Origin of the sequence: Kutzneria buriramensis (assembly GCF_003387475.1) — a bacterium.
Lineage (GTDB): Bacteria > Actinomycetota > Actinomycetes > Mycobacteriales > Pseudonocardiaceae > Kutzneria > Kutzneria buriramensis.
Genome location: NZ_QUNO01000019.1, coordinates 156,108 through 182,326, shown reverse-complemented (window position 1 = coordinate 182,326; position 26,219 = coordinate 156,108). Strand labels below are relative to the sequence as shown.

Genomic DNA, 26,219 nt, shown 5'->3' with positions numbered 1-26,219 from the left:
CGCAAGCATGTGCGCGGCTGCCGCGCGCGACGTCATCCCGGCTGGGTGGTTCCGGGCAACAGGACGGCGACCACGAGCCCGAGCACCGCGACGACGCCCAGGGTGGCGAGGGCGAGCGCGAACGAACCGCCGCCGGGGCGCGCGGCGCCCACCAGAACCGAACCGACGAGCGCGGTCCCGACCGAGGACCCCAGGTTGGACACGGCACGGGAGATCCCCGAGATGTCGCCCTGGAGCTCCAGGGGTGAGCCGGACTGCACGAGGTTCACCGACGCCGTCAGCATCACCCCGATGCCGGCCCCGATCAGGAACAGGCCGGGAACGAAGCTGAGCACGCCGGAGTCCTCCCGGACCAGGGCCAGCAACAGGCCCACGCCGACGACGGTGAGCACGAAGCCGCCGCAGATCAGCCACCGCTGGGTGTGGCGGCGGGCGAGCCGGCCGGCCGCGCCGGAGGACAGCAGGATGCCCACCGTCGCCGGCAGCAGCATCAGTCCGGTGCCGATGGCGTCGAACCCGCGGACCTGCTGGAGGTAGACGGAGATCACGAAAAACGCCCCCTGGAGCACCAGCCACTGCAGAAGCTGGGTCGTCAGCCCGAGGCACGTGGTGCGGCCACGGAACAGCGCCACCGAGAACAGCGGATCGCGGCCGGCTCGCTCCCGGGCGCGCAGGTGCAGGACGAGCAGGGCCAGCGTGACGACGCCGGCGCCGATGGAGATCCAGACCGGTGACGGCCCGCCGGCCGGGACGAGGACGGCGCCGGCGACGCGGAAGTCCACGCGGGCGACCAACCAGCCGTAGGTACCCGTCCGCAGGATGCCGAACACCACCAGGAACAGCCCGAGCGCGCACAGCGCGGCGCCGAGCAGGTCGAACCCCGGACGTGGCTCGGGTCGGGGCGGATCGGCGACCCGCCGGGCCAGCACGATGATCGACAGCACCAGCAGAGCCTGGAGCAGGAACGACGCGCGCCAGCTCAGCGCGCTGGTGACCACGCCGCCGATCAGCGGGCCGGCCGCCGCGCCGAGGCCGCCCGCGCCGCTGACCACGCCGAAGTTCCGCGCCCGGGCCGCCACGTCGTCGAACGACACCGTGATCAGGATGTAGATCGGCGGGATCATCAGCGCCGAGCCGACGCCCTCCAGCACCGAGTAGCCCAGCACCATCACGCCGAGCCCGGTGGCCAGCGACGCGAGCACCGCGCCGACGCCGTAGACCACCAGCCCGACGAGGAAGCAGACCTTGCGGCCCCAGATGTCGGTCAGCTTGCTGCCGGGAATCATCAGGGCCGCCATGGTCAGCGTGAACAGGGTGATCGTGGTCTGCACGCCGATGACGGTCGTGCCGATGTCCACCGCGATCGCGCTGATGGCCACGTTCATGGTCGTCGCGGCGAAGCTGGCGACGAACTGGGCGAGCGCCAGCGGCAGCACGAGCGTGGCCGAGCCGGTGCGTGTCATCGCCATCACCTCGAGGGTCGGCACTGCGGAGGTCCGGTCGCGGCCCACGCTGCGGCCTCGGCGGCCGGTCGTCCTCATCCGCCCGAGGCGACCGGGTCACCGCGAGAGGTCGGGCGGTTCGTGGACCGGCGTCGGCGCCCCGTCGGCCGCCGTTCGGAGCAGGCCGAGTTCGCGGGCGCGCCGGATGGCGTCGTTGCGCCGGTTGACCGACAGTTTGCGCAGGATGCTCCGGATGTGCGTCTTCACCGTGTTGACCGACACGAACATCGCCTGTGCGATCTCGTCGGTGGACAGCAGCGCGGCCATGTTGCCCAGCACCTCGTGTTCGCGCTCGGTGAGCGGTTCGACGAGCGCCGCCGGCCGGCTGTCGTCGTCCGAGCGCATCGTCGGCACGACGGCGAAGGCGCCGCCCAGCCAGTGATGCTGGTGGAGCAGCTCCTGGTCCTGCGACAGAAATCTCCGCAGCCGGGGTGGGGCCTCGGCGATCGGCCGGCGAAGGCTCTCCGGCGCCGCCAGGTGCAGCGCGTGCCCGAGGGCCCGCCTGGCCAGATCGTCGCGTCCGCGGTCGAGTTCGGTGGAGGCACGGCGCAGCCACGACTCCACCGGCACGGTGACCACCCCGTCGCGGGTCGGCCGGACCGCGGCCACGAGCCAGGCCGGAGCCGCCCGGTCTGCCGCCCGGTCCGCGCGGCTGTGCAGCACCCGGTCGCGCAGCACCGCCAACGCCGCGGCGGTCACCGGATCGTCCGGCTCGGGCCGGGCCCGCGCATGCCGCTGCGCGGTGCGCAGGTCGTGCTGGTTGAAGTGGATCCAGGCCAGCGCGGCGTCGATCGCGGCCGGCCGGCGCACGCCGGACAGGCCGACCTCGTCGGCGACCTCGGCCGCCGCGCCGGCGTGGTCGCCGGCGCGACGCAGCCGGCCCTGTGTGGCGTTGAGCAGGGCCAAGTGGCCGAGCACATGTGCCCGCAGGCGGCCGAGTTCGGCGACCTCCGCCGACCGCGCCGCCGCGAGCAGCGTGTCCTCCGCCTTGTCGAGCTCGCCGGCCCACATCAGGGACGCACCGGCGCGGGCATGGACGAGAGCCGACAGATCCTCGGCCGGCGGCCCGGCTTCGGCGGCCAGCGCGTCGAACGACACGGCGGCCTCGGCCGCCCTGTCCACATCGGCCGACAGCACCTCGACCGCGGCCAGCACCATCCGGACCGCCAGGTTCTCGCGCGTCGGCGGGTTGCCGGCGATCACCCGCCTGGCCTGGGCGAGGTGTGGGGCGGCGCCACCGCGATCGCCGGCCACCACCGCGAGCGCGGCTCGCAGCACCGAACCATGCGGACCGCCGACCTCGTCGGGTATGCCGGCGAGGGCCTCCGTCAGGTCGTCGTCGGTGCCGGCCAGCACACCGCCGACGGCGAGACCGTCGATCGCGAGGGTGGCCGCATGCCCCCACTCGCCGGCCGCGGCGGCGTGAATCGCCGCGGCGGCGGTCTGTCCGTCCGCCATCAGCCACCGTGCCGCCGTCTGGTGCAGGCGGACGACCTCCTCGGCCGGTCGGCGGCCGAGCTGCGCCCGCAGCAGGTCCCGGTACAGGCTGTGGTAGCGGACCGCGCCGTCGTCGGCCGGCAGGACGAAGACGTTGGCCTGCACCAGATCGTGCAGGAGCCGCGCACTGTCGTCGCGGCCGCTGAGCTCGTCGGCCAGCGCGGTCGGCAGGAGGTCCGCCACGCTGGTGCGCAGGAGGAACTCGCGTACACCGGGCGGTTGCGCGTCGAACACCTCGGCCAGGAAGTACTCGGCGACGTCCTGCCGGCCGCCGCCGAACCGCCGGACGATCTCCTCGCTCTCGTGGGGGTCCCGGTCCTGCAACGACATCGCCGCCATCCGCAGCCCGGCAGCCCATCCCTCCGTGCGGCGGACCAGGATCCGCACGGCCTCCGGCCCCACCCGCGCGCCGTGCTCGGCCATCATGGACTCCGCCTCGTCCTCGGTGAACGCCAGCTCGTCGAGCTGGACCTCGGTGAGCCAGCCGGCGAGGCGGTACCGGTGCAGCGGCAGCGGCGGGGCGGTCCGGCCGATCGCCACCAGCCGCAGCTGCGGGCTGGCGTGCCGGAGCAGGAAGTCGACGCCGTCGAGCACCGAGGAGCCGAGCACCTCCACGTTGTCCAGCACGAGCACGGACGGTTCGTCCTGGTCGGACAGCCAGGCGGCCAGCCTGGTCAGCAGCGACCTGCCGGTGGTGTCCGACCGGGCGGGCGGCCTGAGGGCGGGCAGCGGGACGCCGCTGCGCGCCAACCCCTCGAGCACGTACGTCCAGAAGACGCCGGGCTGGTCGTCGCCGCACTCCAGGCTGATCCAGGCCACCCGGCCGGGCACCCGTCCCGCCGACACCCAGGAGCTGGCCAGCACGGTCTTGCCCGCCCCGGCCGACGCCGTGACCAGGGTGAGCGGCCCTCGGGTTCCCTCGTACAGCCGGTCGAGCAGCCGCTGCCGCAGCACCACCCGCGTCCGGATCTCGGCGACCCGCAGTTTCGCCGGCATCAGCGGCTCACCGCCGGGAATCACGGCATACGCAGCGGCAGTATCGGCACGCACCTCAAGTCACCAGCCTGATCGTCTTGGTCGCCAAAGATCAGCGGTCGCGTCGCGGTGCCCAGCCCCGGCCGAGTGTGACGGTCCGCGACCGCTCGGCACATCACCTCACACGGATGGTGTTGAACGACGGCTGCCGGCGCGCGAACAGCTTCGTGTCGCAACGACTCCGGTTCACGCGCCGCGGGGGAGGCGGCTGCGCCGCCGCCCCGCTCCGATGGACACCGGAGCCGGGCCGCGCATCGGCCGGCGGAAGGGAGTGGACGCACATGGCGACGTTGGTGGCCATCGGGTATCCCGAGGAGGCAACGGCCGCGGCGGCGGCAGCGGAGGTCCAGCGCCTGGCGGCGGACCTGGTGATCGAACCGGACGCCATCGCGGTGGTGACCAGGGACTCCGGTGGCGCGTTCCACACCACGACGAACCACCACGCGGTGGCCGGCGGGGTGTCCTGGGGCATGTTCTGGGGCCTGCTGTTCGGGTTGTTGTTCTTCGTGCCGTTCCTGGGCATGGCGGTCGGCGCCGGCCTCGGGGCGCTGCTGGGCAAGGTGGAGAAGTCGGGCATCAGCAAGCAGTTCCAACGACAGGTGCGGGACATGCTCCAGCCCGGGACGTCGGCGCTGTTCCTGATCATCGAGCGGGCGACGACGGACAAGGCGGTCGCCGCGCTGAGCAGGTACGGCGGCACCGTGCTGAAGTCCTCCCTGCCCGAACAGGCGGAGGTCCAGCTCCAGGCGGCGCTGCACGGCGACACGCCGGCGCCGCGGCCCACCGAGCCGGCTGCCAAGCAGCAGACGCACTGAGGGAGACACGCCATGGCGATCGGTCCCGTGCAACTGCTGGTGCTGGGCTTCCAGCATCCCGATTTCAAGGGCGAGGTCCTCGCCGAGCTCGAACGGCTGCGCAACAGCGACACCATCAAGGTGATCGACGCGGTCATCGTGCGCAAGGACGCGGCGGGGCGGATGGACGTCGAGCACCTGACCAACCTCACGCCGGCGGAGACGACCGAGTTGGGCGGCAAGATCGGCGCGTTGGTCGGCCTCGGCTACGGCGGTGAGGCCGGGGCCGTCGAGGGCATGGCGACCGGCGCCGAATCCGCGGCGGAGCGCGGCGTGCACGTGTTCCGCGACCAGCAGACCTGGGACGTGCTGGCCGAGATCCCGAACGACTCGGCGGCCGCGCTGTTGCTGCTGGAGCACCACTGGGCGGTGCCGCTGCGGGACGCGCTGATGCGCACCGGCGGCTTCCGGGTGGGCGACGTGTTCATCAGCCCGTTCGACCTGGTCGACATCGGCCTCGCCACCCGCCAGGAGGCCGAGCGGATGCACGACCTGGAGGCCCCATAGCCGGCGGGTGAGCGGTGACGGGGCGCCGTTTCGGGCCACCTGTCGGATAAACCCACCGCCCCGCCGTTCTCGGTCGCGGGGCGGTGGTGTGTCACGGGCACACGTCGGCGGCCTGTCGTTTGAGCGCGTCCCATCCGGAGCCGACCGCCGCGATCTGCGAGCGAAGCTCGGACAACGCGGTACGGACACCGGCCGCGTCGGTCAGGCCGGCGATCGTGTCGCCGAGGTCGTCCAGCTCGGCTCGCAGGGTCCGCAGCTGCGGGCCGAAGGCGCCGCTCGCGTCGCGGGCGACGACGCCCAGCTGCGCGCTCACCCGCTGCACGGCGGTCTTGAGCCCACCGACTCCGACGGCGACCACGTCCAGCGTGAGCAGAGCGTGCACATCGGAACCCAGTTGGCGCATGGACGCGCAGAACACTGCCGTGCTCGACGGCGAGGGCGTGACGTGGGTGGCGGTGCCGTCGGCCGGGAACGTGGGTGTCGTGCTCCCGCACGCGACCGCCGCGCACATCGACAGGACCACAGCCGCCGGCCACACCTTCCGTTCAGTCATACCTGAAGCCTGTGCCGGCCGTCCGCGTCCGGTCGTCACCCTGCGCGGATGAGGACGCCGTCCACCCGTGACCGGTTCACCCCCGGCGGGTGAGGCACCCTCGGCCGGCACCCGCCAGGGTCGGCCGGCGACACCATTCACTCAGGGAAGGATCGTCCATGGTGCTGAACAAGACGATGTGGGCCGGCTGGGTGTTCTTCGCCGGTGTGATGCTGCTGGTGACCGGGGTGCTCAACGTCGTCGAGGGCCTGGTGGCGCTCGGCCAGACCGCGCGCGTGGTCATGGTCGAGGACAAGCTGTACATGATCGACCTCAGGGGCTGGGGCTGGGCGCTGGTGATCTTCGGCGCCGTGATGCTCGCGGCCGGGCTCGGCCTGTTCGCCGCCAGCAGCGCGGCGCGCATCGCCGCGATCGTGATCGTCGGCGTGCACGCCGCGGTGCAGGTCTTCTGGCTGGGCGCGTATCCGGTGTGGTCGCTGCTGATGATCGGACTCGACGTCGTCGTGCTGTACGCGCTCACGGTTCGGTGGCAGGAGGTCCGGGTCCCCGACAAGGTCGACAACAAGTTCAGTGACCGCAGCACGGTGACGTGACGCGTGGCGGAGGACGAGCTCGCCCGGTTACGGGCCGAGGTGGAGGAACTTCGTTCCCAGCTGGACAGGAAACAGGGGCGTCAGCGGCGCCTGGCCGTCGCACGCAGCTGTGCGGCGGCCGTTCTGGTTGCCCTCGCGGCACTGGGCGTCGTGGTGAGCATGGTCGGCGTCTGGGCCACGTGGACCGTGCTGGACACGGACCGCTGGGTTGCCACCGTGGCCCCGCTGCCCCGGCAACCCGAGGTGGCGACGGCGATCGCCACGTACACGACGGACGAGGTGTTCCAGGTGGTCGACGTGCGAGGGCGGCTGGCCGAGGTGCTGCCCGGCCCGGCCGCCTTCGTGGCCGGGCCGCTCACCGGGCAGCTGCACGAACTCGTGCAGCGAACCGTCGATCAGCTCGTGCGCACGGACCAGTTCCAGAGCCTCTGGACGGCGGCCAACCGACTGGTCCACCAGCAGGCCGTGGCGATACTCGACGGCGACAGCCAGGTGATCGCGGCGACCGGCGACGAGGTGCGCATCGACCTGCTGCCCGTCGTCAACCAGGTGCTCAGGCAGTTGGAGCAGCAGTTGCCGACGTTGTTCGGGCATCGGCTCGACCTGCCCGACGTCACCAGCGGCGAGGTGCCGCCGCAGTTGCGGGCGATCGTCGGCAACGCGCTGGGCGTCACACTGCCCGCGGACTTCGCCCGGTTCACCGTGTACCGCGGCGACGAGCTCCGCCAGCTCCAGGAGGGCGTGGTGCTGGCGAAGCGGTGGCTCTACGGCGTGATCGCGGCGACGGTGGTGGCATTGGCCGCCGCATTGTGGACGTCGCCGACCCGGCGACGCACGCTGCTCCAGTTCGGTGTCTGGCTGGCGGTGTGGGTCGTCGCCGTGACCGCGGCGATGCGGGCGGTGAAGGCCCAGGTGCTGGTCCAGGTGCCCGCCGGCGTCTACCGCTCGGCGGCCGACACCGCCGTCACAGTCGTGTTCTCCGGGCTGCACCGGAGTGGAATCGGGCTGCTCGCCGCCGGCTGCGCACTGGCCGTGCTGGCCTACCTCGTGGGACCAGGACGATTGCCGGTGTGGTTGCGGCGCAGCGCAGTTGCCGTTTGCACGCGGATGTGGCCGGTGGTGCGCCGGATCTGGGCAGCCTGCCCCGGCTGGATCCGCCGCCACGTCGACCTGCTGCGGGTGGCCGGTGTCGTCGTCGCGGCGGTGGTGGCCTCGGTGCTGTCGTCGTGGACCGGACTGCTCGTCGTGGCGGCAGTTCTCGGCGCATATGAACTGGCGCTCATGTTTCTCGCTCGTGGCGGCGGCGTCGCACGGCGCCGAGCAGAACGCGAAGCACCACCCCGAGCACCAGCAGGTCACCCACCATCTGGACGGTGACCGCGATCCTGGCCGGCTGGCTGACCGCGACGATGTCGCCGAACCCCACGGTGGCGAACACCGTGACGGTGAAGTAGAGCGCGTCGGTCCTCGTCAGCGACTGGTTGAAGCTGCCGGGCACGTCGGCGGCCAGCAGGTGGTAGGCCGAGGCGAACACGAGCAGGAACAACGGGATGGCCAGCGCCAGCGCCTGCACGCCCTGCGCCACCGGGCGAGTGGACCGCAGGATGGTCCGGAGCTGCCAGATCACGACGCCGACCACCGCGACCAGCCCGCCGGACAGGACGGCGAAGGCCCCCGCGCCGGCCGGGCGGTCCATCGGCAGCAGGTAGTACAGCGCCACCAACACCGCGGTCGACAGCGTCGGCCGGACCGCTGCGAGCACCACATGACGAAACGACATTCTCCGGTCCACGCTGGCCTCCCACCTCGAAGTCTCCTCCTGCAGGCTGTTCGGCGGTCCATCCGCGCGGGAGGAGGCGGCGGCGGCCGGAGCGCGGGCACCGTGTGTCCCCTGATGTGCGACCGCATGTCAGCTGCCCGACCAGGGAGGCATGATGAATCTCGCGCAGTCAAGCGGGTACCCCATGCTGGACGTGCTGTGGACGATGCTGATCGTGTTCGCGTGGATCATCTGGTTCTGGCTGCTCATCACCGTCTTCGCCGACCTGTTCCGCCGGCACGACATCTCCGGATGGGGCAAGGCCGGCTGGACGGTGTTGGTCATCCTGCTGCCGTTCGTCGGCGTCCTGGCGTACCTGATCGCCGAGGGCAGCGCCATGGCGGTGCGCCGCGAGGTCGCCGCCCAGGAGACCGGGATGTGGCACAACCACTCGGCCCGGCCGGTCTCGGCCGCCGACGGTCCGGCCGAGCAGATCGCCAAGGCCAAACACCTGTTGGACAGCGGCGCGATCACCAGGGCGGAATACGAGACCCTCAAGCACAAGGCACTCATGTCGTGACGGCGGGCGCGGTGGTGACATCTGGTGTCCGGAGCCCCTGACCCCGGGGGACCAACTGCTCTCCCCGAGCACGGCGACCCGCCCTCAGAGTTGACGCCGACATCGTCGAACCGGCTCGGGGAGACGACGACGCCGACTCCCCGCCGACAGTGAGGAGAGGTCATGCCGTCCGTGAAGGCCGCGGCAGCCGCGTTCCTGGCCAACCGGCGGATCGCGGTGACCGGCGTGTCCCGCACCCCGGAGAACCACGGCAGCAACGTGGTGTACAAGCGGCTGCGGGACCGCGGTTACGCCGTGTTCGCGGTGAACCCCAACGCCGATCGCGTCGAGGGCGACCGGTGCTACGCCGACCTGAAGTCGATCGACGGCGGCGTGGACGCCGTCGTGATCGGCACGCGCCCGGAGACCGCCGAGGCGACCATGCGCGAGTGCGTCGATCTGGGCGTCAAGCACGTGTGGATGCACCGCGCGTTCGGCGCGGGCAGCGTGTCGCCGGCCGCGACGGACTTCGGCCGCCGACACGGAGTCGCTGTCATCGACGGCGGCTGCCCGTGCATGTTCGAGCCGACCGCCGACGGCGGGCACAAGGTGATGCGCCTCATCGGCACGATCACCGGCAAGGTGCCTCGGCAGGTCTGAGCGCCGCCGCACCCGGCGCGCGGGACCGGGCCGCCGAGGTCGATCGGCGACCCGGCCCTCCGGCCGACGACCCCTCACGACTACCGCAAGACCGTCACCCCCTGGTTCCGGTCGATCTTCTATCTCCAGCCGCAGCCGTCGCTGATGGCCGCCGCCCCGCTCGGCTTCCAGCTGCACGCCCTCGCCGCGTGGACCCTGTTCGCGTTCTGACCGTTCAGCCGCCTGGTGCACGTGTTCTCCAAGCCGCTGGGCTATCTCGTCCGCCCGTACATCGTCTACCGCAGCCGTGACGAGCGGCCGCCGCGACGGGGTTTGGAACCGATCCGCTGACGGGCGGCCGCCTTGCGCAGTTCCTCCAGCCACAGCACCGTCGACGCGATGGCCGCCGCGATCAGCCAGTCGATCGGCGTCAGGGTGGTGGTGGCGAACAGGCCTTGCGCGAACGGCAGGTACACGGCGGCGGCGTGCAGGACGACCACGCTGCCCATCGCCGCCCACAGCCGCCAGTTGCGGGCCAGCATCGGTCCGAACGCGCTGTCGCGCTCGTCGCGAACGTTGAGCAGGTTGAACAGTTGGTACAGTACGAAAGTGGTGAACGCCAGGGTGCGCGCGGCGGCGAAACCCCGGCCCAGTCCGAGCCAGAAGGCCGCGAGCGTGCCGGCGGCCATCACCGCGGCGGCGGCCGCGATCCAGCCGAGACGGCGGCCGGTGAGGATCTGGACATCGGTCCGCTGGGGTCGTTCCCGCATGACGCCGGGCCGCGCCGGTTCCAGGCCCAGCGCCAACGCAGGCGGTCCGTCGGCGATCACATTGACCCACAACAACATCAGCGGCGTCATCAGGCTCGCGCCGGCCAGCAGCACGGATCCCGCGGCCATCGCGAAAATGGCGGCGACATTGGTGCTGACCTGGAAGCGGACGAACTTGACGATGTTGTCGCGGATGGTGCGGCCGCGTCGCACGGCGGTGACGATGGTGGCGAAGTTGTCGTCGGCGAGGATCATCGCGGCGGCCTCCTTGGCCACGTCCGATCCGGTGCGTCCCATCGCGACGCCGATGTCGGCGCCCTTGAGTGCCGGCGCGTCGTTGACACCGTCGCCGGTCATCGCCACCACATGGCCGGCACGGCGCAGCGCCCGCACGACGCGGATCTTGTCCGCCGGGGCGACCCGGGCGAGCACGCCGGCTCGGGTCAGGGACGCGTCGTCCAGGCGCTCGATGTCCGCGCCGGACAGGACCGGGCCACCGATGCCGACGGCCTGAGCCACGGCGGTCGCGGTGGCGGGGTGATCGCCCGTGATCATCTTGACCTCGATGCCGGCCGCCCGGCACTCCGCGATGGCGTCCGCCGCCTCGGGTCGCGGCGGGTCCATCACGCCGGCCAGACCGAGCAGGAGCAGCTGGGCGGGCAGCACTCCCGGTTCGGCGTCGCCGATCGCGACGGCCAGCACGCGTTCGCCCCGCTCGGCGAACCGCTCGATCTCCGCCGTGAGGCCCTCGCGCGCCGAATCCGTCAGTTCGACGTCGCCGAGCTCGGTTCGGACGTGCGTTGCCAGCGCGAGCAGCACGTCGGCCGCTCCCTTCACACACGCCCGCGTCTTGGCGCCGGAGCGGTGGAACGTGGCCATGTACCTCAGGTCCGGGTCGAACGGGATCTCGGCGATCCGCGGCGCGGCCGCCCGTTCGCCGGCGACGTCCAGACCAGCCTTGCCGGCCAGCACCACCAGCGCGCCTTCGATCGGATCCCCGACCAGCTGCCCGCCGTGCACCACCGCGTCACCGCACAGGACCGCCGGCACGAGTAGACCACGCAGGTCCGGCACCGCTCCGCCGTCGAGCGCGGCGATCGTCCCGTCCGGGGCGTAGCCCTCGCCGCTGATCAGGTAGCCGCGGCCGGCATACCAGACCGAACGGGCGGTCATCTGGTTCACCGTCAGCGTGCCCGTCTTGTCCGTGCAGATGACCGTGGTCGCCCCGAGGGTCTCCACCGCCGGCAGCCGTTTGACGATCGCCCGCTGCGCCGCCATCTTCCGCATCCCCAGCGTCAAAGTCACGGCAACAGCCGCCGGCAGGCCCTCGGGAATGGCCGCCACGCCCAACGCGACCGCGACCGTGATCACCTCGCCGAGTTGTCCACCGGCCAGCCACAGCACGGCCGCCACGGCCACCACAGCGATCGCGGCCAGCAGTGCGAGCCGTAGCCCGAGCCGGTCTAGCTGCCGCTGCAACGGCGTCGGCTCCACGTCGGTGTCGGCCAGCAGACCGGCGACCTGGCCCACCTCGGTGCGCATCCCCGTCGCGGTGACGAGCAATTCCCCGCTCCCCCGGGTCACCGCGCCGGTCATGTGGCACATCGACGTCCGGTCGGCCAGCCCCGCGTCGCCGACCAGCGACGTGGCCGACTTCGCCACCGGCAGGCTCTCCCCGGTCAGCCCGGACTCGTCGATCTCCAGGCTCACCGCCCGCAGCACGCGGCCGTCCGCCGGAATCTGGTCGCCGGCCCGCACCAGCACCACATCACCCGGGACCAGGTCCGCCGCTGGCACCGCGAGCACGGCACCGCCGCGGCGCACCCGAGCCGTCGGACTGAGCAGCAGTTTGAGCTCAGCCACCGCACGCTCCGAACGCCGCTCCTGCGCGAAGCCCAGCACGCCGTTCAGCGCGAGGGCCACGCCGATCGCGATCGCCTCCCGGTAGGAGCGCTCCACCGCACCCGCCACCGCCGCCGCAGCGGCCAACGTGACGGCCAACGGATTGGCCACCTGCGCGAACAGCAGGCGCCACCACGGTCGGGCCGGCGGCTCGTCCAGCCGGTTCGGCCCGGTCTCCCGCAGCCGGCGGCGGGCCTCGGCGGGCTCGAGGCCCTGCGCGGGATCCACGTCGAGCCGCTGCGCGATCTCGTCGGGTTCGGCACGCCAGGGCGCGGAGATCATCGGCGCGCCGGGACGACGGCGACCGGGCACGGGCTGTGGTGGATCAGGGCCTGGCTGGTCGATCCCAGCAGCAGCCCGCGGAATCCGCCACGGCCCCGTGAACCGACGACCACGAGCTGCGCGCGGGCGGCCTCGTGCAGCAGCGCACGAGCCGGGCCATGACGGACGACGAGCGGGCGCACTTCGACGTCCGGGTGGCGCGTGCGGTGCGCGGCCACCTGAGCGTCAGCCACATGCTGCCAGTCCGCGCCGATTGCCGCTTCGTGCCATGCGCTCTCGACGATCGTGTCCGGGCACGCGTGCACCACCACCAACGGCACATCACGCAGCTCGGCCGCCTGAAACGCGAGGGCGAGCGCGGCATCGCTCTCGACCGACCCGTCCGCCCCCGCCACGATCGGCACCGCAGCGTCCGGTTCGTCGCCTCGGACGACAACGAGCGGGCAGTGGCCATGCGCCGCTACCGCAACGGCCGTCGAGCCGACCAACAGCCCGGTGAACCCGCCGAGCCCGCGCGAACCCACGACGACCAGTCGCGCCGCCGACGACAGGCCGATCAGTGCCGGCGCCGCGCTCGCGCGGCTGAGCCGCACACCGACCTCCACCTTCGGCGTCACCGCCTGAGCCTGCGCTGCGGCGGCCGCGAGGTACTGCTGACCTATCTCCAGCACTGCCTGGTGATAGGGCCTTGGCAATGGGAGGCTTGCGGGCACGTACACCGCGTCCAGTGCCGTGGCGTGGACTATGGACAGCGGGGAGCTCGTGAGCTCCGCTTCCTTCGCGGCCCACCGCACCGCGTGCGCCGCCGACTCGGACCCGTCGACGCCCACGACAACCGGGTCCGGCCCCGGCGTGTCCTTGATCATGGTGACTCCTCGGGTTCAGACGCCGGTCGACCGGCGGGCAGCCGCCCGGTCCGGCGCAAGCCGCCGGCCCCACCGCTGCGGCGGGAACATCAGGACCAGCACGCCCACCAGCCCCAGCAGGTTGCCCACGCCGTAGGCGCCGCTGGCCGCAGCGGCGATCACCGCCGCCAACAGCGCGGTCGGCTTCACCAGCCGCCTGGTCCAGTGCCCGTCCGGCAACCAGAACGCGACACGCACGAGCATGTCCGCCAGCGCCAGCCCGGTGCCCACCGCCCACAGGAACGCACCGACGCCGGGCAGGCCCGCGACCGTGAACGCCGCGCCTGCCACCAGTTCGTGGCCGACCAACGCCAGCAGGGCCGGCTCACCGTGTCGGGCCGACCAGTTCCGCAGCCCCGTCGTGGCCATGCGATCGCCTCCCGGGTGGTCGCGGCTCCCGCCGGTGGCCTTCGCCACTGGAACCATCACAGCTCGCGACCGTCCCGAGGCGACAGTGCGCGAAGACCTCCGGGCCGGGGACCTTCGGCCTGCCCGCCGCCCGGAGGCCGTGCCAGGTGGACCGCAAGAGCCAGATCACGGCCGCGCTGTCGCTGACGGCTCAGGTCGACGGCGTGGTCGATGTGATCGACCAGCTGGACTTCGTGTTCGACGACAGCCATTTCGGGCCGGCGGACGAGGTGAAACTGGGTCTCACCGACATCTGACCCGACACCGCCTGCGGGGCACAGGGCCGCGGCTGGATCCCGCTGTCACCGCCATGGGATGACGACTGAGGACACGCCGCGTGAAAGGCCTTGTGGCCCTGTGGGGGCGCACGACCACGCTCCTAGCGTCGATTTGAGGACCGGGTGTGCCGGAGAGGAGGCCGGCATGGTGACCGAATGGGACGCGGACCGCATCGAGCGAGAGGTCCGTCGGCGGGCTGCCGTCGAACGCGCGCCGCTGTCCGCCCGCCACTTCGTGATGGTCTGCCACGACGTGTTCGACGCCGCGGGCGTCGGCGTCCAGCTCATCGCCGACGACGGCGCGCTGGAACCTGTCCACGCCACCACCGACGTCGTCGAGCGGGTGATAGAACTCGAGACCACGCTGGGCGAGGGGCCCGCTCACCTCGCCGTCGCCGGCGGCCGGGCGGTGGCGGTCGACGACTTCCGACAGCAGCGCGCCCGGTGGCCGCTGTTCAGTGACGCCGCCGAGTTCGCGCGGGTACGCGCGGCGCTCGCGTTCCCGATGTGGCTGGGGTCGGGCACCATCGGCGCCGTGGAGGTCTACTCGCCCGAACCGCGCCTGCCCACCACGGCCGAGCTGGACCTGGGCGGGGTGTTCACGGAACTGCTGACCGACCAGATCGTCACGCGACTGGACGAGGTGGGCGCGGATGCGCCCGAGGAGTTCGGCATCGAGCGGTTCCACATCCGCTGGCAGGTGGTGTACCAGGCGACCGCCATCGCGTCGATCCACCTGCGGTGCGGCCTGCCCGAGGCGTCCCTGCGGCTACGCGCGCACGCCTTCGCCAGCGGGCGACGCCTGTGCGAGGTCGCCGAAGACGTCGTGACCGGCGTTGTGAGGCTTGCTCCCGACGATCCGTTCGGCCTGGAGGCGCCCTGATCGACCTCGGCCGCGCGGCGCAGGACGACGTCCGGCTGCTACGGGGGAACTTGGCTTGCCACAACGGTTTACTGGCTGGTAACAACGGTGTCTCCGTACTCCCCGCTCGAGGAGGAACGAATGCACCGCCGCATCCTGCTCCCCGTGCTGGTGGCCGGACTCGTCGCCGAGACCGCGGCGCCGGCGTGGTCGAAGCCTGCTCACGAGCAGCACTCGGTCACGCTGGTCGCCCGCGACGGCATCCATCTCGCCGCCACCGTGCTGGAACCGACCGCTCCCGGCCCGCATCCGGGCCTCGTCCTGGTGCCGGGCTACGGCACGAACGACAACCTCTACGCCGCCCAGGCGAACAAGTTCGCCGAGGACGGCTACGTCACGCTCACGTACACGCCTCACGGGTTCTGGGACTCGCAGGGCACCATCGACGTGGCCGGACCCGACGACGTCGCCGACGCCTCGACCGCCGTGGACTGGCTGCTGGCCAACACCGACGCCGATCCGCAGCGCATCGGCATGGCGGGCCTGTCCTACGGCGCCGGCATCAGTCTGCTCACGGCCGCCCACGACAGCCGCGTGCGCGCGGTCGCCGCACTGAGTCCCTGGGCCGATCTCGGCCGGTCCTTGCTGCCCAACAACACCTGGAGCCAACAGGCCATCGGGCTGTTACTCGCACTGGGCGGCCTCACCGGCCGGCCCGGTCCGGACCTGACCGCCGCGACGACGGCGTTCCAGCACGACGACCGCAGCGCGGTGCCGACCCTGTCGGCACAACGGTCCCCGGCCGGCCAGGTGGACCGGCTCAACACCAACCAGCCGGCCGTGCTGTTGGCGGCCCCCTGGGGCGACGACATGTTCCCGCCCGAGCAGCTCATCGACTTCTTCCAGCGGCTGAACCTGCCCAAGCAACTGCGCCTCGTGCCCGGCGACCATGCGATGCCGGAACTGGGCGGACTGCTCGGCCTGCCCAACGAGACGTGGGACGAGGCGCACGCGTGGCTCGATCACTACCTGTTGGGCGCGCCGAACGGCGTCGACCGGCAGCCGGCGGTGCAGGTGCGACCGACGCTGGGCGGCCCGTGGCAGGGATATCCGTCCTGGGCAGCGATGAGCACTTCGCGCGAGCGCGATTTCCTCGGCGCCACGACGATGTCTCCACAGGGCGCACCCGCTTGGAGCGAGCCCGTCACGGCCGGCTTCGACACCGTCGCCGACGGCGGCATCATCGAGTTCACCGCGGCACTCCAACAGATCGGTGTCCCGCACGTCGCCTGGATACCTGCTGTCGCAAGGACAAACGCCATGGTGTGGGAGTCTGCGCCCGGCGTCCAGAGGCTGCGCGGTGAGCCGCACATGCATCTGCGCATGACGTGCGGTGCCACGTCCACCACGGTCATCGCCTATCTGTATGACGTCGCGCCCGACGGTGTCGGCACGCTGCTGTCCTGGCAGCCCGACACACTGCTGGACGTCGCTCCGTCCGCACCGCAGGATGTGGACATCACGCTCGGGCCGGTCGTGCACGACGTCCCCGCCGGGCACCATGTCGCGCTGGTCGTCGACACGGTCGACCCGCTCTACCGGGACGCGACGAGCCCGGGCAGCACGGTCGCCTTCAGCGCCACCGCGACCGACCAGTCCTATGTGGACTTCCCGCTCGGCTGATCCGCCATCCCCAGCACGTCGACGATCTCCAGGGCCAGGTGCAGTTGCGCCACATCCGCCGGCCGGCCCAGGTTCCGGCCGGTCAGCCGGGCCACCCGGTGCAGCCGGTAGCCGACCGTGTTGCGGTGGCAGTGCAGCCGCCTGGCGGCCGCCGCTGGTGAACCGTCCTGCTCCAACCAGGCCCGCAAGGTGGACAGCAACGTCTCGTGCTCGCGCCGGGCCAGCGACAGGATCCGGCCGAGCACGGCGTCGGCGAGCCGTCGCGCCGCGTCGGGCGCGGCGGCGATCAGCAGCGGCACCAACGCCTGGTCGTGCCGCACGACTTCGGTGCTGCCGGGCCGCCCCGCCGAGCGCGCGGCGCTCGCCTCGGCGAGGGCGGTCCGGACCTCGTCGAGGTTGTGGAAGACCTCACTGACTCCGATACGCGTGGTGGCCCGATCGGCGAGCTCCCCGCACAGCTGCGCCAGGTCGAACCGCGGCCCCAGCACCACCAGGCCGTGTTCACCCGTCCGGCGGCGCAGCCACACCGACACGACACCGCGGGCCAGCAACCGGTCCTCGATCCCGGACAGTGCCGGTCGGCCGTCCTCGCTCTCGCCGGTGACGACCACGAACGTGCCGTCCAGAGGAAGCCTCAGTTCGGTCGCCACCTCCGTCGCGCACCGCTGCCCGCCGTGGAACAGCGCGTCGAGCGCCTCGGCCCGCGCCTTGGTGTCCGGCCGGATCCGATACGTCTCGAGCCGCTCGTAGGCGTCGGTGACCGCCTGGGACAGCTCGTCGATGACCGTCCAGACCCGGTCGGAGGCGTCCAACAGGATGGTCCGCCGAGTCTCGGCCGCCATCACCGCCGTCCACACGAACTGCCCGCCGATCCGCAGCGCGTGCAGCGCCGCCGTCACCGGGACTCCCTGCTCCGCGTGCAGCCGCGCGCCCTCCCGCACCTCGGTGAGCGCGGCCGCGCTGTCGTCGGCGAGCACGTCGGCCGCGTTCACGAGCGCGCGACGGCACATCGCCGCCACTTCCTCGGCCGTCAGCAGCACACCGGGCCGGTAAGCCGACTCCTGCTCGGCTATGCGGCTGGCGAGCTCCGGCGCGAGCTCGTCGGCACGGCGGCGGACGAGCTGGACCACACGTAGCACGGCCGGAGCAATCGTCCGGCCTCCGTCGGACGTCACCCGCGAAGGATAGCCAGGACCGGTCGTGCTTGTGTCAGGGCACAAAGTCCCGCATCCGATCTTTGTGCCCGACCCCCTGGCGTCCCCCCGCCGGCTGGGCCAGGCTCGGAGAGGTTGCCGCCGGCCCTGCCTCCCGGCCTTCGCCCGGGCACAGCGCCGTGCTCGCCTTCACCCTGTTGCCGCAGACAACACGGAGGACGCTTGCACGCGCAGCAAACCAGGGCCCGCGACCAGCGCGGGGCCAAGGCCGTCAATCTGGAGACGTTGCAGCGTAAAGGATTTTCCGTACCATCCTGGGGCGTTGTCGAGGTCGACGTGTTCCGCCGGTTCGCCGCGGAGCGACGCGTCGCCGGCCCCATCGCCGCCGCGCTGCGGGAGGTGACGCCCGACAACGCCGGTGTCGTCGCGGAGCTGATACGGCGCCTGGTCACCAGCGCCGAACTCACCGCGGACGCCGTCGACGCCGTCGCCCGCGCGTGTCGGGACGCCGGCGGCGACACGTTCGCGGTGCGGTCGTCCGGACCCGACGAGGACGGGGCCGTCCTGTCCTTCGCCGGCCAGTTCGACACCTTCCTGAACGTCGCCGGATTCGACGAGGTCTGCGCCCGGGTGCGTGACTGCTGGGCGTCCGCGTACAGCGAGCGGGCCCTGCACTACCGCATGGACCACGGCCTGGCTCCGGTGTCCGGCGGACTCGCGGTGATCGTGCAGACGATGGTGCACGCGGACAAGAGCGGCGTGCTGTTCACGGCGGATCCCGTCAGCGGCAGCCGGCGCGAGTACGTCGTCAGCGCGACCCCAGGACTCGGTGACGGGCTCATGGCCGGACTCGCTGCGGCCGACACCGCGCACATCGACGTGGCCACCGGAGCCACTCGTGACAACGGCAGCGGCTGCCTCACCGATCAGGACATCGCCGCCCTGCACCGGGTCGGCCGCGACATCCGCGAGGCGTTCGACGCCCCGCAGGACGTGGAATGGACGATCACCGGCGACGAGCTGCGCCTGGTGCAGTCCCGCCCGATCACCACACCGCTCGGCGGCGAGCCGCTGATCTGGGACAACGCCAACATCGTCGAGAGCTTCAGCGGCCTCACCTCGCCGCTCACCTACAGCTTCGCGGCGGACGTCTACACGCGGGTGTACCAGGAGTACGCCCGTTCACTGCTTCTCCCCCACGGCGTGCGCCGGCAACTCGACGACTGGCTGCCGGCGATGCTCGGCTACTTCCACGGGCGCGTCTACTACAACCTGTTGCACTGGTACCGAATGGTCCGGCTCGTCCCCGGGTACCGGCTGAACCGCAAGGTTCTCGAGGTGTCCCTCGGCGTGGCTCCGCTCGACGACGACATCGCCGACCGGGTCCGCCCGTACCGGCGCGCGCCGCTGGTCGCGCTGACGTCCGGAGCCGTCTTCGCCTGGCGGTTCCTCACCATCGGCCGCTCGGTGCGCCGCTTCTGCGGCGAATTCGACGCCGCCGCCGCGGTGTTCGACCACGCCGACCACGACGGTGTGCCGTGCGATCAGCTCTACCAGCGGTTTCGTCTGCTCCAGCGGGAACTCATCGAACGATGGGGGCCGATGATGGCGCTGGACGCCACGCTGCTCACGTCGGTCGGCGTGCTGCACCTGCTGACCCGCCGGTGGCTGCCGGCCGCGCCCGACTGGTTCTTCTGGGCAGCGGCCGGCCCGGGACCGGAAGTGCAATCCATCGAACCGGTGACCGCGCTGCGCCGGCTGGCGGCCGAGACGCACCGGGATCCGGACCTGGCCGCGCTGGTCCGCGACACGCCGGCCGCCGAGCTGCGGGCGCGACTGGCGGCGGCCGGTCGGCACGATTTCCTCGCGGCGCTGGACGACTACGTCGCGCGGTTCGGGTTCCGCGGTGTCGACGAGATGAAGCTGGAGACGCCCGACCTGAGTGAGGATCCCTCGCCCCTCGTGGCCATGCTGCGGGCGGCACCGGCCGCCGGGGACACGCCGCGCGGCGACGTCGCCGCATATCTCGACGCCGTGCTGGGCGGCGCCCGTCGAATCGTCTACGACGTCGTGCGCCGCAAGGTCTCCACCGGCATGGCCGACCGGGAGCGCCTGCGCTGGCGGCGGGCCAAGGCGTTCGGCATGGCCAAACGGATGCTGCGGGCCATCGGCAAGGACCTGGCCCGGCTCGGCGCCCTCGACGAGTGGCGGGACATCTTCCTGCTGCGCCTGGACGAGGTGCGCGGGTGCTGCGAGGGCACGATCGCGCACACCGAGCTCAAACCGCTCGTCGCGCTGCGTCGCGAGCAGCGGCTCCGCGACGAGCACGTGACCGCCCCGACCCGCTTCGAGACGCGCGGGGCGCCCTACTGGCTCGGGAACCTCGAACGCGCCGGGTGGGGTGCGCCTCCGACACCGTCCGACGGAGCGGCCCGCGTCCTGCGCGGAACGCCGTCGAGTCCGGGCGTCGTCGAGGGCACGGCGGTGTACGCGGGCGGTGGCGCCGGCATCATGCTCGCCCGCCACACCGATCCGGGTTCGGTCGCGGCACTGTCCTCCGCGTCCGCCCTGCTGGTCGAACGCGGCAGCCCGCTCACCCATGTGGCCATCGTCGCCCGTGAACTCGGCATCCCCACGGTGGTGCAGATCGAGCATCTGCTCTCGAGCGTCCGCACCGGTGCACGGCTCCGGGTCGACGGCGGCGCCGGGATCGTGGAGGTGCTCGAACCGTGACGAGCCCGGACGTCGAGCAGTTGCTGAAGCTGGCCATGGCCGAGGTGCACGTGCCGCCGGGCAGCGCGGTCGTGCTGGAGGGGTCGATCGCCGAAGGGTTCGGCACACCGCACTCGGACGTCGACTTCCTCGTGCTCGTCGACGGCGAGGACCAACCGTCGATGCCGACCGTGTTGTTCCTCGACGGCCGGCGGGTGGAGGTGCGCATGCGGTCCGTACGGCAGGTCGCGGCGCAGTTCGACGCCGCCCTCACCGCGCCCGACGCGGAGGTCCTCGACCGCTGCCAACGGCTGCTCGGCGCCGTGCCGATGCGGGGCGAGTCCCTGCTGCGCAGCGCACGGAGTGCGGTGTCCACCGAGGCGTTCGGCGACCGGGTGTCCGCCTGGTGCGGCGAACGGTCGCGACAGGCGCTTCGGTACGCGCAGGCGATGGCGCAACTCGCACAGGCCGACGATGCGGCGGACTGGGCCGCCGTCGGGCTTCTGTACGCCGTGAAGTCCTGGGCGGCGCGTCACGGCGAGACCTACCTGGAGCCCAAGTGGCTACCGGCCCAGCTCGATCGGATCGAGGCGCGTGCCGGCGGTCCGCAGGACCTCGTGCGCCGGTACCGTGCGGGCGTCACCGGCGCGGCCTGCGTCGACCTGGCCGAGGAGTTCGGTGTCACGGGTTGCCGCGTCGAGCCGGGCGGCGTGCGGCTGCGCCGCGTTCCGGACGTGACCACGTGGCCGATCGGCGACCGGGTGCACGTGCTCCGTGACGGTGTCGACGTGTTCGCGTTCGACGACGGCGCAGGCGAGGTGTGGCGGTCCATCGTGTTCGACCGCGCGCCCGCCGACGGTGTCGACCTCGACGTGCTCGCGCAGTTCGTCCGGCTCGGCCTCGTCGGCCTGTCCGACGCCGCCGGGGACCCCGTCCGACCGGACCTCCGGCCGGTCACGCCGCCGCCCGGTCGCACTTGCCCGGCGCTGTCGGCGCGCGGCGGCGCGGTCGTCGGGCCGGTGACGCTCGTGCCGCTGCCGGCACACCGATTCTGCGCGGCCGGCCTGGATCTGGTGTGGTCGAACGTGCTCGCGGAGAACGCGCGGGAGGACCTCCTCGGCGCGCTCGCCGTCGGCGGCGCCGGCGCCGGCGAGTTCGCCGGGCGCCGGATGGCCCAGGTGGCCTGCCGCGGATTGTTCAGTGCCGCCGGCGTCCACCCGCTGCCGCCGGACGACGCCCTGACGCGGTCGCTGGGCGAACTGCCCTTCATCGACGGTTCGCTGGTGGAGCTGGCCCGGCGGGCCGAGCGGCCGCCGGTGTCGCTCACCGACCTGGACTACCTCGTGGCGGAGGTCCGCGCCCACACCGGCGCGGCCGGGTTCCCGTCCTCGTTCGAGTCCGCCGCGGACTGGCAGCGCACGCTCGAACTCGGCCACGACTGGCTGCGGCTGGCCGCCTACCTCGGCGCGGTCCTGCCCATCAGCGACGCGGCCGACCTGCTGGCCCCGAGGGGGACGGCATGAACGTCGTCGTCACCGGCGCGGCCGGTCTCGTCGGCGCGGAGGTCTGCGCGCGACTCGCCGCGTCCGGGCACAGCGTCGTCGCCCTCACGCACCGCAGCGCGACCGTCGCCGACCACCGCGGCGTCATCCCGACGACGCCGTTCGGCGGGCGCTTCGCCGCCGGTGTGTCGCGTCTGACCGTCGACGTCACGCGACCCGACCTCGGTCTCGCCGCGGAGCTGGTCGACCGGCTGTGCCGGGGCCGGTGCACCCTCGTGCACGCCGCGGCGGTGACGGAGTTCGGCCGCGACGACAGCGTCTACGACGCCGTCAACGTCCGTGGCACCGCGCACGCCCTGGCGCTGGCGCGGCGGGGCGAGATGCCGTTCGTGCACGTCAGCACCGCGTACGTGGCGGGTGCCAACGGGTATGAGCGCAGCAAGTCCGCCGCCGAACGTCTCGTGCGCGGCAGCGGCCTGGACGCGGTGGTGATCCGGCCGAGCATCGTCGTCGGCACCGAGGCGACCGGCGCGATCCGCGCCTTCCGCAGCTTCTACGTGCTGCTCCGTCTGATCGTGGAGGGCAAGGTCGGCGCCCTGCCCGGTCGTTACGACGCCCTCCTCGACCTGGTGGCCGTCGACCGCGTGGCCGACCTCGTGGCGGATGCCGTGCACCGGTTCGGCGAAGTCCGGGGCCGGACGTTGCCGGCGATCGGCGGCCGCCCGGTGTCGCTGCGGGAGTGTTCGGACCTGTTCGCCGAGTACCCCTCGTTCCGTGTGCCGAAGTTCGTGCCGCCGGAGGTCTTCCGCGCGGACACGCTATCGCCCGCCCAGCGCCGCTACCACGACCGCGTCGTTCGCCTGTACGAGCCGTACCTGCGCGACAGGACGTCCTTCGAGGACAGTGCGACCCGCGCTTTCCACCACCGCCGGCCCGGCATCACCGGCGTCGCGCACCTGAGGCGCCTGCTGGACTACTGCCTGGCGATCGGGTACCTGCGATGACCGACGTCTACCTGGACGACTGTGTCGCGCAGCTCGACCGGCTCGGCGTCGACCCGGCGGCGTTCGCCCACGAGCACGGTCTGCTGCTGCTCAAGCCGGACGCCGTCGTGGCGCGACGGCTGCTGCCGGCCGTCGACTGGTTGTCGCGCCACGGCTTCCGCATCGTCGCGGCCGAACGGATCAGCCTGGGGCGGCACGCCATTCGCGCCGTGTGGCAGGAACCGTGGCGGTCCGCGACGTGGCAGCGGCGGCGCATCGCCGACCTGCTCGCGACCGCCACGGATTCCCTCGTGCTTCTCGTGCGCCGGGAGGTCACGGGACGGGCGCCGGTCTGCGTGCGGCTGACCGCCATGAAGGGTGCCGGTGACCCCCTTCGGCGTGAGCAAGGTCAGCTGCGCCACGCGCTCGGCGCACACGGGTTCCTGCTCAACATGGCGCACACGGCCGATGAACCCGTCGACGTGCTGCGCGAGTTGGCCATCTACTTCGACACCGACCATCTGTTCCGCACGCTGCGCGGCACGCTCGCCGGCGCGGACCGGTCGGCGCGCGCCAGGCAACTCGCTCGGGAGCTCTGCGCGCGATTCCCGCCGCAGTGCCTCGATCTTGCCGAGCGAGCGGCCAGCCTGCTGCGGGAGGTCGACCGTCTGCTGGTCGACGACGCCATCTCGACGGCGGCGCGGGCCGGCCTGCGGGCCGCCGTCGGACCGCCGGACGCGGACCTGCGGGCGGCGCTCGCCGGCATTCTGCTGTGGGCGTGGCAGTGGGGTGTTCGGCTCGACCCCTGGAACGTCATCGTCGTCGGCGCGGCGGTGCTCCCGCTGACCAGCGAGACGACCGACACGAGGCGAGGAGTGGCATGCACCGGCTGACGTTCTCCCGTACCGTGCCCCGCGAGCTCGTGCATCGGGCCTCGGTCGCCGAGGTGTTCGTCACCTCGTTGGTCGAGCGCGGCGGCCAGATCGCCGTCGGCGTGCAGCTTCCCAGGTCGCACGCCTTCTACCGGGACTCCGTCACCGGCCACCACGACCCGGTGGCGTTCGTGGAGGCGGGCCGCCAGGCGTGTCTCGCCGTGGCGCACCAGTGCTTCCGGGTGCCGCCCGAGGCGCGGTTCGTGCTGCGCCGCTTCGAGCTTCGCGTGCACGACCCGGATGGCCTCGCCGTCACCGGCGCTCCCTGCGACGCCATCCTCCACTGTCAGGTCGTACGGCGCTTCACCCACGACGAGCAGCTGTGCGGCCTGCACCTGCGCCACCGGTTCGAGATCGATGGCAGTCACGTGCTCACTGCGGACTTCGCCTTCTCCTGGGTGCTGGAACACGAGTGGGCCGCGGTGCGCGGCACGATCGAGCCGCTGCGCACGTCACCGCCACCGGCCAGGTGTGCGGCTGCCGTCGTCGGACGCAGCTGTGCGCGCAATGTCGTGATCGGGCCGCCGCACATCGACGGCGTCTTCGCCCGCGCCGCCGTCGTCGTGGACACCGGCCATCCGACGCTGTTCGACCATCCCGTCGACCACACGCCGGGCATGGTGCTGGTCGAGGCGGTCCGACAGCTGGCGACCGCGTGCGCGGCGGTGTCCGCGAACCTGGGTTTCGGTCTGGTGACGGCGCTGCGCTGTCGGTTCAGCGACTTCACGGAGCTCGGCGCCGAGGCGATCTGCCACTGCCAGCTCGGTGCGGTCCAGACGGTGGGCGACGCCCGGGAGGTGGACGCCTGGTGCTGGATCGACCAGTCCGGCAGCGCTGTCGCCGACGCTCAGCTCCGGATGCGCTTCCCGGTGACCGCGGACGCCGAGCAGACCGATTTCGCCGCGCGCACATGCTGATCGACGAGGCGCTCACCACCACACGCGCCGTGCGCCGCGGCGTCGACCTGCGCCGACCAGTGACTCGCGACGTCATCGAGCAGTGCCTGCGGCTCGCGGTGCACGCGCCGACCGGGGGTGGCCGGCAGGACTGGCGGTTCGTCGGGATCGACGACCCGGGGCTGAAGCACGCCGTCGCCGAGTACTACCGCTCGGCCTCGGCGGCGCACCTGAAGCACGCGCCGCCGTCCACGGACGTCGAATCCGCTCGGTACCTGGCCCAGAACCTGGAACGGATCCCGGTCCTGCTGCTGGCGTGCATCCTCGGCCGGCAGAGCCCCTCGGAGCACCCGGCCAGGACCGCGAGCCGCTACGGCTCGCTGTACCCGGCGGTGTGGAGCTTCATGCTGGCCGCGCGGGCGCGGGGCCTCGCGACGGCCTTCACCACCGTGCACCTGGCGTACGAGCGCGAGATCGCGGACCTGCTCGGCATCCCGTACGACCAGGTGACCCAGGGTTGTCTGGTGCCCGTCGGGTACGCCAAGCGCTGGTTCGGCGCGGCGGGTCGGCGGCCGGCCGCCGACGTCACCAGCTGGAACCACTGGCGGCACGGATGACGGCGCCCGCGAGCCGCCTCTGGGGCTTCGTGCTGGTCAGATTCCGCCCGCACATCTACGTCACCTACGGCGTGCTGTGGTCACTCGCGCTGGAGGCCGTGGCGAGTGACCACTGGCGTCCGTCGCCGGCGACGGCGGTCCGCGCCACGAGCGTCGTGCTGAGCCTGTTGTTCCTCCGCGTGCTCGACGAGCAGAAGGACCTCGGCTACGACCGTGCGCACCACCCCGACCGCCCCTTGGTGACGGGCGCGATCAGTGTCCGCGAGCTGCGGACCGCGATGGTGTTTCTCGCGCTTTCCGTGCTGGCGCTCAACTCGCTGCTGTCGGCGCTCTCGGTGGTCCTGTCGCTGCTGGTCCTTGGCTACGGCCTCGTCCTTGCTGCCGTGGAGCGCCGATCGGCGGCCGTGCGGGACGACCTGCTGCTGAACCTCGCCGTCAGCTATCCGGTGCAGCTCCTGATCAGCTGCTACCTGTATGTGTCGCTGACCGCCGGCGTGGATTGGCGGGTGGTGCCGGTCGTCGTGGTCTTCGCCTGCGTGTTCCTGCACTTCGAATTCGCCCGCAAGACGCGGTGGCACGGCGTGCCCGGGGAACGGCTGTACTCGGCGGTGCTCGGTCCGGCGCTGAGCGGCACGGTGACGCTCTGCTGGGCCGTCGCCGCGGTCGCATTCATCGTCGCGCTCACCACCACCTGGTTCGTCGTGCTGCTCGTGCCGCCCGTCCTCGCGGCGCGGCGGTTCCTCGCCGGCGCGAGCGAGTGCTGGCCGCTGCGCCCCGCCATGGCCTTCGTGCTGTTCAGCTACCTGTTCCTCATCGCCTACGGGCTTCGCTGACG

24 protein-coding genes and 1 pseudogene are annotated in these 26,219 nt (G+C 72.2%); 17 read left to right on the top strand and 8 right to left on the bottom strand.

Going from position 1 to position 26,219, the window contains the following annotated elements:
* Positions 1 to 32: 32 nt before the first annotated feature.
* Positions 33 to 1,463, bottom strand: a complete 1,431-nt coding sequence (locus BCF44_RS43060) for an MFS transporter (RefSeq protein ID WP_116180351.1) — start codon at positions 1,461 to 1,463, stop codon at positions 33 to 35.
* Between the two features lie 96 nt (positions 1,464 to 1,559).
* Positions 1,560 to 4,049, bottom strand: a complete 2,490-nt coding sequence (locus BCF44_RS43055; RefSeq protein WP_147328861.1) for a winged helix-turn-helix domain-containing protein — start codon at positions 4,047 to 4,049, stop codon at positions 1,560 to 1,562.
* 266 nt (positions 4,050 to 4,315) lie between these two features.
* On the opposite strand from BCF44_RS43055, the gene BCF44_RS43050 reads away from it, so the two are divergent.
* Together BCF44_RS43050 and BCF44_RS43045 are read left to right on the top strand one after the other, a co-directional pair.
* Positions 4,316 to 4,849, top strand: coding sequence for a DUF1269 domain-containing protein (locus BCF44_RS43050; RefSeq protein ID WP_116180277.1), 534 nt, complete (start codon positions 4,316 to 4,318; stop codon positions 4,847 to 4,849).
* Positions 4,850 to 4,861: 12 nt separating this feature from the next.
* Positions 4,862 to 5,395, top strand: coding sequence for a hypothetical protein (locus BCF44_RS43045; protein ID WP_116180276.1), 534 nt, complete (start codon positions 4,862 to 4,864; stop codon positions 5,393 to 5,395).
* A 91-nt stretch (positions 5,396 to 5,486) separates the two neighbouring features.
* On the opposite strand, the gene BCF44_RS43040 is transcribed toward BCF44_RS43045, so the two are convergent.
* The gene (locus BCF44_RS43040; protein ID WP_116180275.1) at positions 5,487 to 5,948 is read right to left on the bottom strand and encodes a hypothetical protein; all 462 of its coding nucleotides are present in this window, start codon (positions 5,946 to 5,948) and stop codon (positions 5,487 to 5,489) included.
* 158 nt (positions 5,949 to 6,106) lie between these two features.
* Between BCF44_RS43040 and BCF44_RS43035 the strand changes: the two genes are divergently transcribed.
* Both BCF44_RS43035 and BCF44_RS54945 read left to right on the top strand, forming a co-directional pair.
* Positions 6,107 to 6,541 (top strand): DUF7144 family membrane protein, encoded by a 435-nt coding sequence (locus BCF44_RS43035; protein WP_116180274.1) that lies wholly within the window; start codon positions 6,107 to 6,109, stop codon positions 6,539 to 6,541.
* 3 nt (positions 6,542 to 6,544) lie between these two features.
* Entirely contained in the window at positions 6,545 to 7,918 is a 1,374-nt protein-coding gene (locus BCF44_RS54945) for a hypothetical protein (RefSeq protein ID WP_147328860.1), read from the top strand.
* On the opposite strand, the gene BCF44_RS43025 is transcribed toward BCF44_RS54945, so the two are convergent.
* A complete protein-coding gene (locus BCF44_RS43025) occupies positions 7,821 to 8,321 on the bottom strand; it encodes a potassium channel family protein (RefSeq protein WP_116180272.1) in 501 nt (166 codons plus the stop codon). The genes BCF44_RS54945 and BCF44_RS43025 overlap by 98 nt on opposite strands.
* Before the next feature lie 154 nt (positions 8,322 to 8,475).
* Between BCF44_RS43025 and BCF44_RS43020 the strand changes: the two genes are divergently transcribed.
* The 3 genes and pseudogenes from BCF44_RS43020 to BCF44_RS43010 form a co-directional block, all read left to right on the top strand.
* A complete protein-coding gene (locus BCF44_RS43020; RefSeq protein ID WP_116180350.1) occupies positions 8,476 to 8,880 on the top strand; it encodes an SHOCT domain-containing protein in 405 nt (134 codons plus the stop codon).
* A gap of 162 nt (positions 8,881 to 9,042) precedes the next feature.
* Positions 9,043 to 9,519 carry a CoA-binding protein gene (locus tag BCF44_RS43015; RefSeq protein ID WP_116180271.1) on the top strand — a complete coding sequence of 159 codons (477 nt, stop codon included), beginning with the start codon at positions 9,043 to 9,045 and terminating at the stop codon, positions 9,517 to 9,519.
* A 72-nt stretch (positions 9,520 to 9,591) separates the two neighbouring features.
* Positions 9,592 to 9,849, top strand: a pseudogene (locus tag BCF44_RS43010) (respiratory nitrate reductase subunit gamma); the annotation flags it as partial.
* Here BCF44_RS43010 and BCF44_RS43005 read toward each other — a convergent pair.
* From BCF44_RS43005 to BCF44_RS42995, 3 genes are read right to left on the bottom strand one after another with little or no spacing between them, the layout of a single operon-like run.
* Positions 9,795 to 12,452 (bottom strand): cation-translocating P-type ATPase, encoded by a 2,658-nt coding sequence (locus tag BCF44_RS43005; RefSeq protein ID WP_116180349.1) that lies wholly within the window; start codon positions 12,450 to 12,452, stop codon positions 9,795 to 9,797. The pseudogene BCF44_RS43010 and the gene BCF44_RS43005 overlap by 55 nt on opposite strands.
* Positions 12,449 to 13,318 carry a universal stress protein gene (locus BCF44_RS43000; protein ID WP_116180270.1) on the bottom strand — a complete coding sequence of 290 codons (870 nt, stop codon included), beginning with the start codon at positions 13,316 to 13,318 and terminating at the stop codon, positions 12,449 to 12,451. The genes BCF44_RS43005 and BCF44_RS43000 overlap by 4 nt, the downstream gene beginning before the upstream one ends.
* Positions 13,319 to 13,333: 15 nt before the next feature.
* On the bottom strand, positions 13,334 to 13,726 hold the full coding sequence (locus BCF44_RS42995) for a hypothetical protein (protein WP_147328859.1): 393 nt from the start codon (positions 13,724 to 13,726) through the stop codon (positions 13,334 to 13,336).
* 146 nt (positions 13,727 to 13,872) lie between these two features.
* Here BCF44_RS42995 and BCF44_RS56095 point away from each other — a divergent pair, with 146 nt between their 5' ends.
* The 3 genes from BCF44_RS56095 (at position 13,873) to BCF44_RS42985 (ending at position 16,588) form a co-directional block, all read left to right on the top strand.
* The gene (locus tag BCF44_RS56095; protein ID WP_170218060.1) at positions 13,873 to 14,022 is read left to right on the top strand and encodes a hypothetical protein; all 150 of its coding nucleotides are present in this window, start codon (positions 13,873 to 13,875) and stop codon (positions 14,020 to 14,022) included.
* 166 nt (positions 14,023 to 14,188) lie between these two features.
* Complete coding sequence (locus BCF44_RS42990; RefSeq protein WP_116180268.1) at positions 14,189 to 14,926, top strand: GAF domain-containing protein; 738 nt, start codon at positions 14,189 to 14,191, stop codon at positions 14,924 to 14,926.
* Between the two features lie 120 nt (positions 14,927 to 15,046).
* Positions 15,047 to 16,588, top strand: coding sequence for a CocE/NonD family hydrolase (locus BCF44_RS42985; RefSeq protein ID WP_116180267.1), 1,542 nt, complete (start codon positions 15,047 to 15,049; stop codon positions 16,586 to 16,588).
* Here the strand turns inward: BCF44_RS42985 and BCF44_RS42980 are convergent.
* Complete coding sequence (locus BCF44_RS42980) at positions 16,564 to 17,763, bottom strand: PucR family transcriptional regulator (protein ID WP_147328858.1); 1,200 nt, start codon at positions 17,761 to 17,763, stop codon at positions 16,564 to 16,566. The two genes, BCF44_RS42985 and BCF44_RS42980, sit on opposite strands and share 25 nt — an antisense overlap.
* 201 nt (positions 17,764 to 17,964) lie before the next feature.
* On the opposite strand from BCF44_RS42980, the gene BCF44_RS42975 reads away from it, so the two are divergent.
* From BCF44_RS42975 to BCF44_RS54940, 7 genes are read left to right on the top strand one after another with little or no spacing between them, the layout of a single operon-like run.
* Positions 17,965 to 20,475 (top strand): PEP/pyruvate-binding domain-containing protein, encoded by a 2,511-nt coding sequence (locus BCF44_RS42975; RefSeq protein WP_147328857.1) that lies wholly within the window; start codon positions 17,965 to 17,967, stop codon positions 20,473 to 20,475.
* On the top strand, positions 20,472 to 21,977 hold the full coding sequence (locus tag BCF44_RS42970) for a nucleotidyltransferase domain-containing protein (protein ID WP_116180264.1): 1,506 nt from the start codon (positions 20,472 to 20,474) through the stop codon (positions 21,975 to 21,977). The genes BCF44_RS42975 and BCF44_RS42970 overlap by 4 nt, the downstream gene beginning before the upstream one ends.
* The gene (locus BCF44_RS42965; RefSeq protein WP_116180348.1) at positions 21,974 to 22,960 is read left to right on the top strand and encodes an SDR family oxidoreductase; all 987 of its coding nucleotides are present in this window, start codon (positions 21,974 to 21,976) and stop codon (positions 22,958 to 22,960) included. The genes BCF44_RS42970 and BCF44_RS42965 overlap by 4 nt, the downstream gene beginning before the upstream one ends.
* Positions 22,957 to 23,832, top strand: a complete 876-nt coding sequence (locus BCF44_RS42960; protein WP_116180263.1) for a nucleoside-diphosphate kinase — start codon at positions 22,957 to 22,959, stop codon at positions 23,830 to 23,832. Before BCF44_RS42965 ends, BCF44_RS42960 begins: the two co-directional genes overlap by 4 nt.
* Positions 23,820 to 24,788, top strand: coding sequence for a ScbA/BarX family gamma-butyrolactone biosynthesis protein (locus BCF44_RS42955; protein ID WP_116180262.1), 969 nt, complete (start codon positions 23,820 to 23,822; stop codon positions 24,786 to 24,788). The genes BCF44_RS42960 and BCF44_RS42955 overlap by 13 nt, the downstream gene beginning before the upstream one ends.
* Positions 24,782 to 25,384: a nitroreductase family protein gene (locus BCF44_RS42950; RefSeq protein WP_116180261.1), complete on the top strand. Its 603-nt coding sequence runs from the start codon at positions 24,782 to 24,784 to the stop codon at positions 25,382 to 25,384. Before BCF44_RS42955 ends, BCF44_RS42950 begins: the two co-directional genes overlap by 7 nt.
* Complete coding sequence (locus tag BCF44_RS54940) at positions 25,381 to 26,217, top strand: hypothetical protein (RefSeq protein WP_147328856.1); 837 nt, start codon at positions 25,381 to 25,383, stop codon at positions 26,215 to 26,217. Before BCF44_RS42950 ends, BCF44_RS54940 begins: the two co-directional genes overlap by 4 nt.
* The last annotated feature ends 2 nt before the right edge of the window (positions 26,218 to 26,219 follow it).

Bases quoted from the DNA above. Each gene is read 5' to 3' on its own strand.
- BCF44_RS43060 (WP_116180351.1), bottom strand. From the start codon at position 1,463: ATGACACGCACCGGCTCGGCCACGCTCGTGCTGCCGCTGGCGCTCGCC.
- BCF44_RS43050 (WP_116180277.1), top strand. From the start codon at position 4,316: ATGGCGACGTTGGTGGCCATCGGGTATCCCGAGGAGGCAACGGCCGCG.
- BCF44_RS43045 (WP_116180276.1), top strand. From the start codon at position 4,862: ATGGCGATCGGTCCCGTGCAACTGCTGGTGCTGGGCTTCCAGCATCCC.
- BCF44_RS43040 (WP_116180275.1), bottom strand. From the start codon at position 5,948: ATGACTGAACGGAAGGTGTGGCCGGCGGCTGTGGTCCTGTCGATGTGC.
- BCF44_RS43035 (WP_116180274.1), top strand. From the start codon at position 6,107: ATGGTGCTGAACAAGACGATGTGGGCCGGCTGGGTGTTCTTCGCCGGT.
- BCF44_RS43025 (WP_116180272.1), bottom strand. From the start codon at position 8,321: ATGTCGTTTCGTCATGTGGTGCTCGCAGCGGTCCGGCCGACGCTGTCG.
- BCF44_RS43020 (WP_116180350.1), top strand. From the start codon at position 8,476: ATGAATCTCGCGCAGTCAAGCGGGTACCCCATGCTGGACGTGCTGTGG.
- BCF44_RS43015 (WP_116180271.1), top strand. From the start codon at position 9,043: ATGCCGTCCGTGAAGGCCGCGGCAGCCGCGTTCCTGGCCAACCGGCGG.
- BCF44_RS43005 (WP_116180349.1), bottom strand. From the start codon at position 12,452: ATGATCTCCGCGCCCTGGCGTGCCGAACCCGACGAGATCGCGCAGCGG.
- BCF44_RS43000 (WP_116180270.1), bottom strand. From the start codon at position 13,318: ATGATCAAGGACACGCCGGGGCCGGACCCGGTTGTCGTGGGCGTCGAC.
- BCF44_RS42995 (WP_147328859.1), bottom strand. From the start codon at position 13,726: ATGGCCACGACGGGGCTGCGGAACTGGTCGGCCCGACACGGTGAGCCG.
- BCF44_RS42990 (WP_116180268.1), top strand. From the start codon at position 14,189: ATGGTGACCGAATGGGACGCGGACCGCATCGAGCGAGAGGTCCGTCGG.
- BCF44_RS42985 (WP_116180267.1), top strand. From the start codon at position 15,047: ATGCACCGCCGCATCCTGCTCCCCGTGCTGGTGGCCGGACTCGTCGCC.
- BCF44_RS42965 (WP_116180348.1), top strand. From the start codon at position 21,974: ATGAACGTCGTCGTCACCGGCGCGGCCGGTCTCGTCGGCGCGGAGGTC.
- BCF44_RS42960 (WP_116180263.1), top strand. From the start codon at position 22,957: ATGACCGACGTCTACCTGGACGACTGTGTCGCGCAGCTCGACCGGCTC.
- BCF44_RS42955 (WP_116180262.1), top strand. From the start codon at position 23,820: ATGCACCGGCTGACGTTCTCCCGTACCGTGCCCCGCGAGCTCGTGCAT.
- BCF44_RS42950 (WP_116180261.1), top strand. From the start codon at position 24,782: ATGCTGATCGACGAGGCGCTCACCACCACACGCGCCGTGCGCCGCGGC.
- BCF44_RS54940 (WP_147328856.1), top strand. From the start codon at position 25,381: ATGACGGCGCCCGCGAGCCGCCTCTGGGGCTTCGTGCTGGTCAGATTC.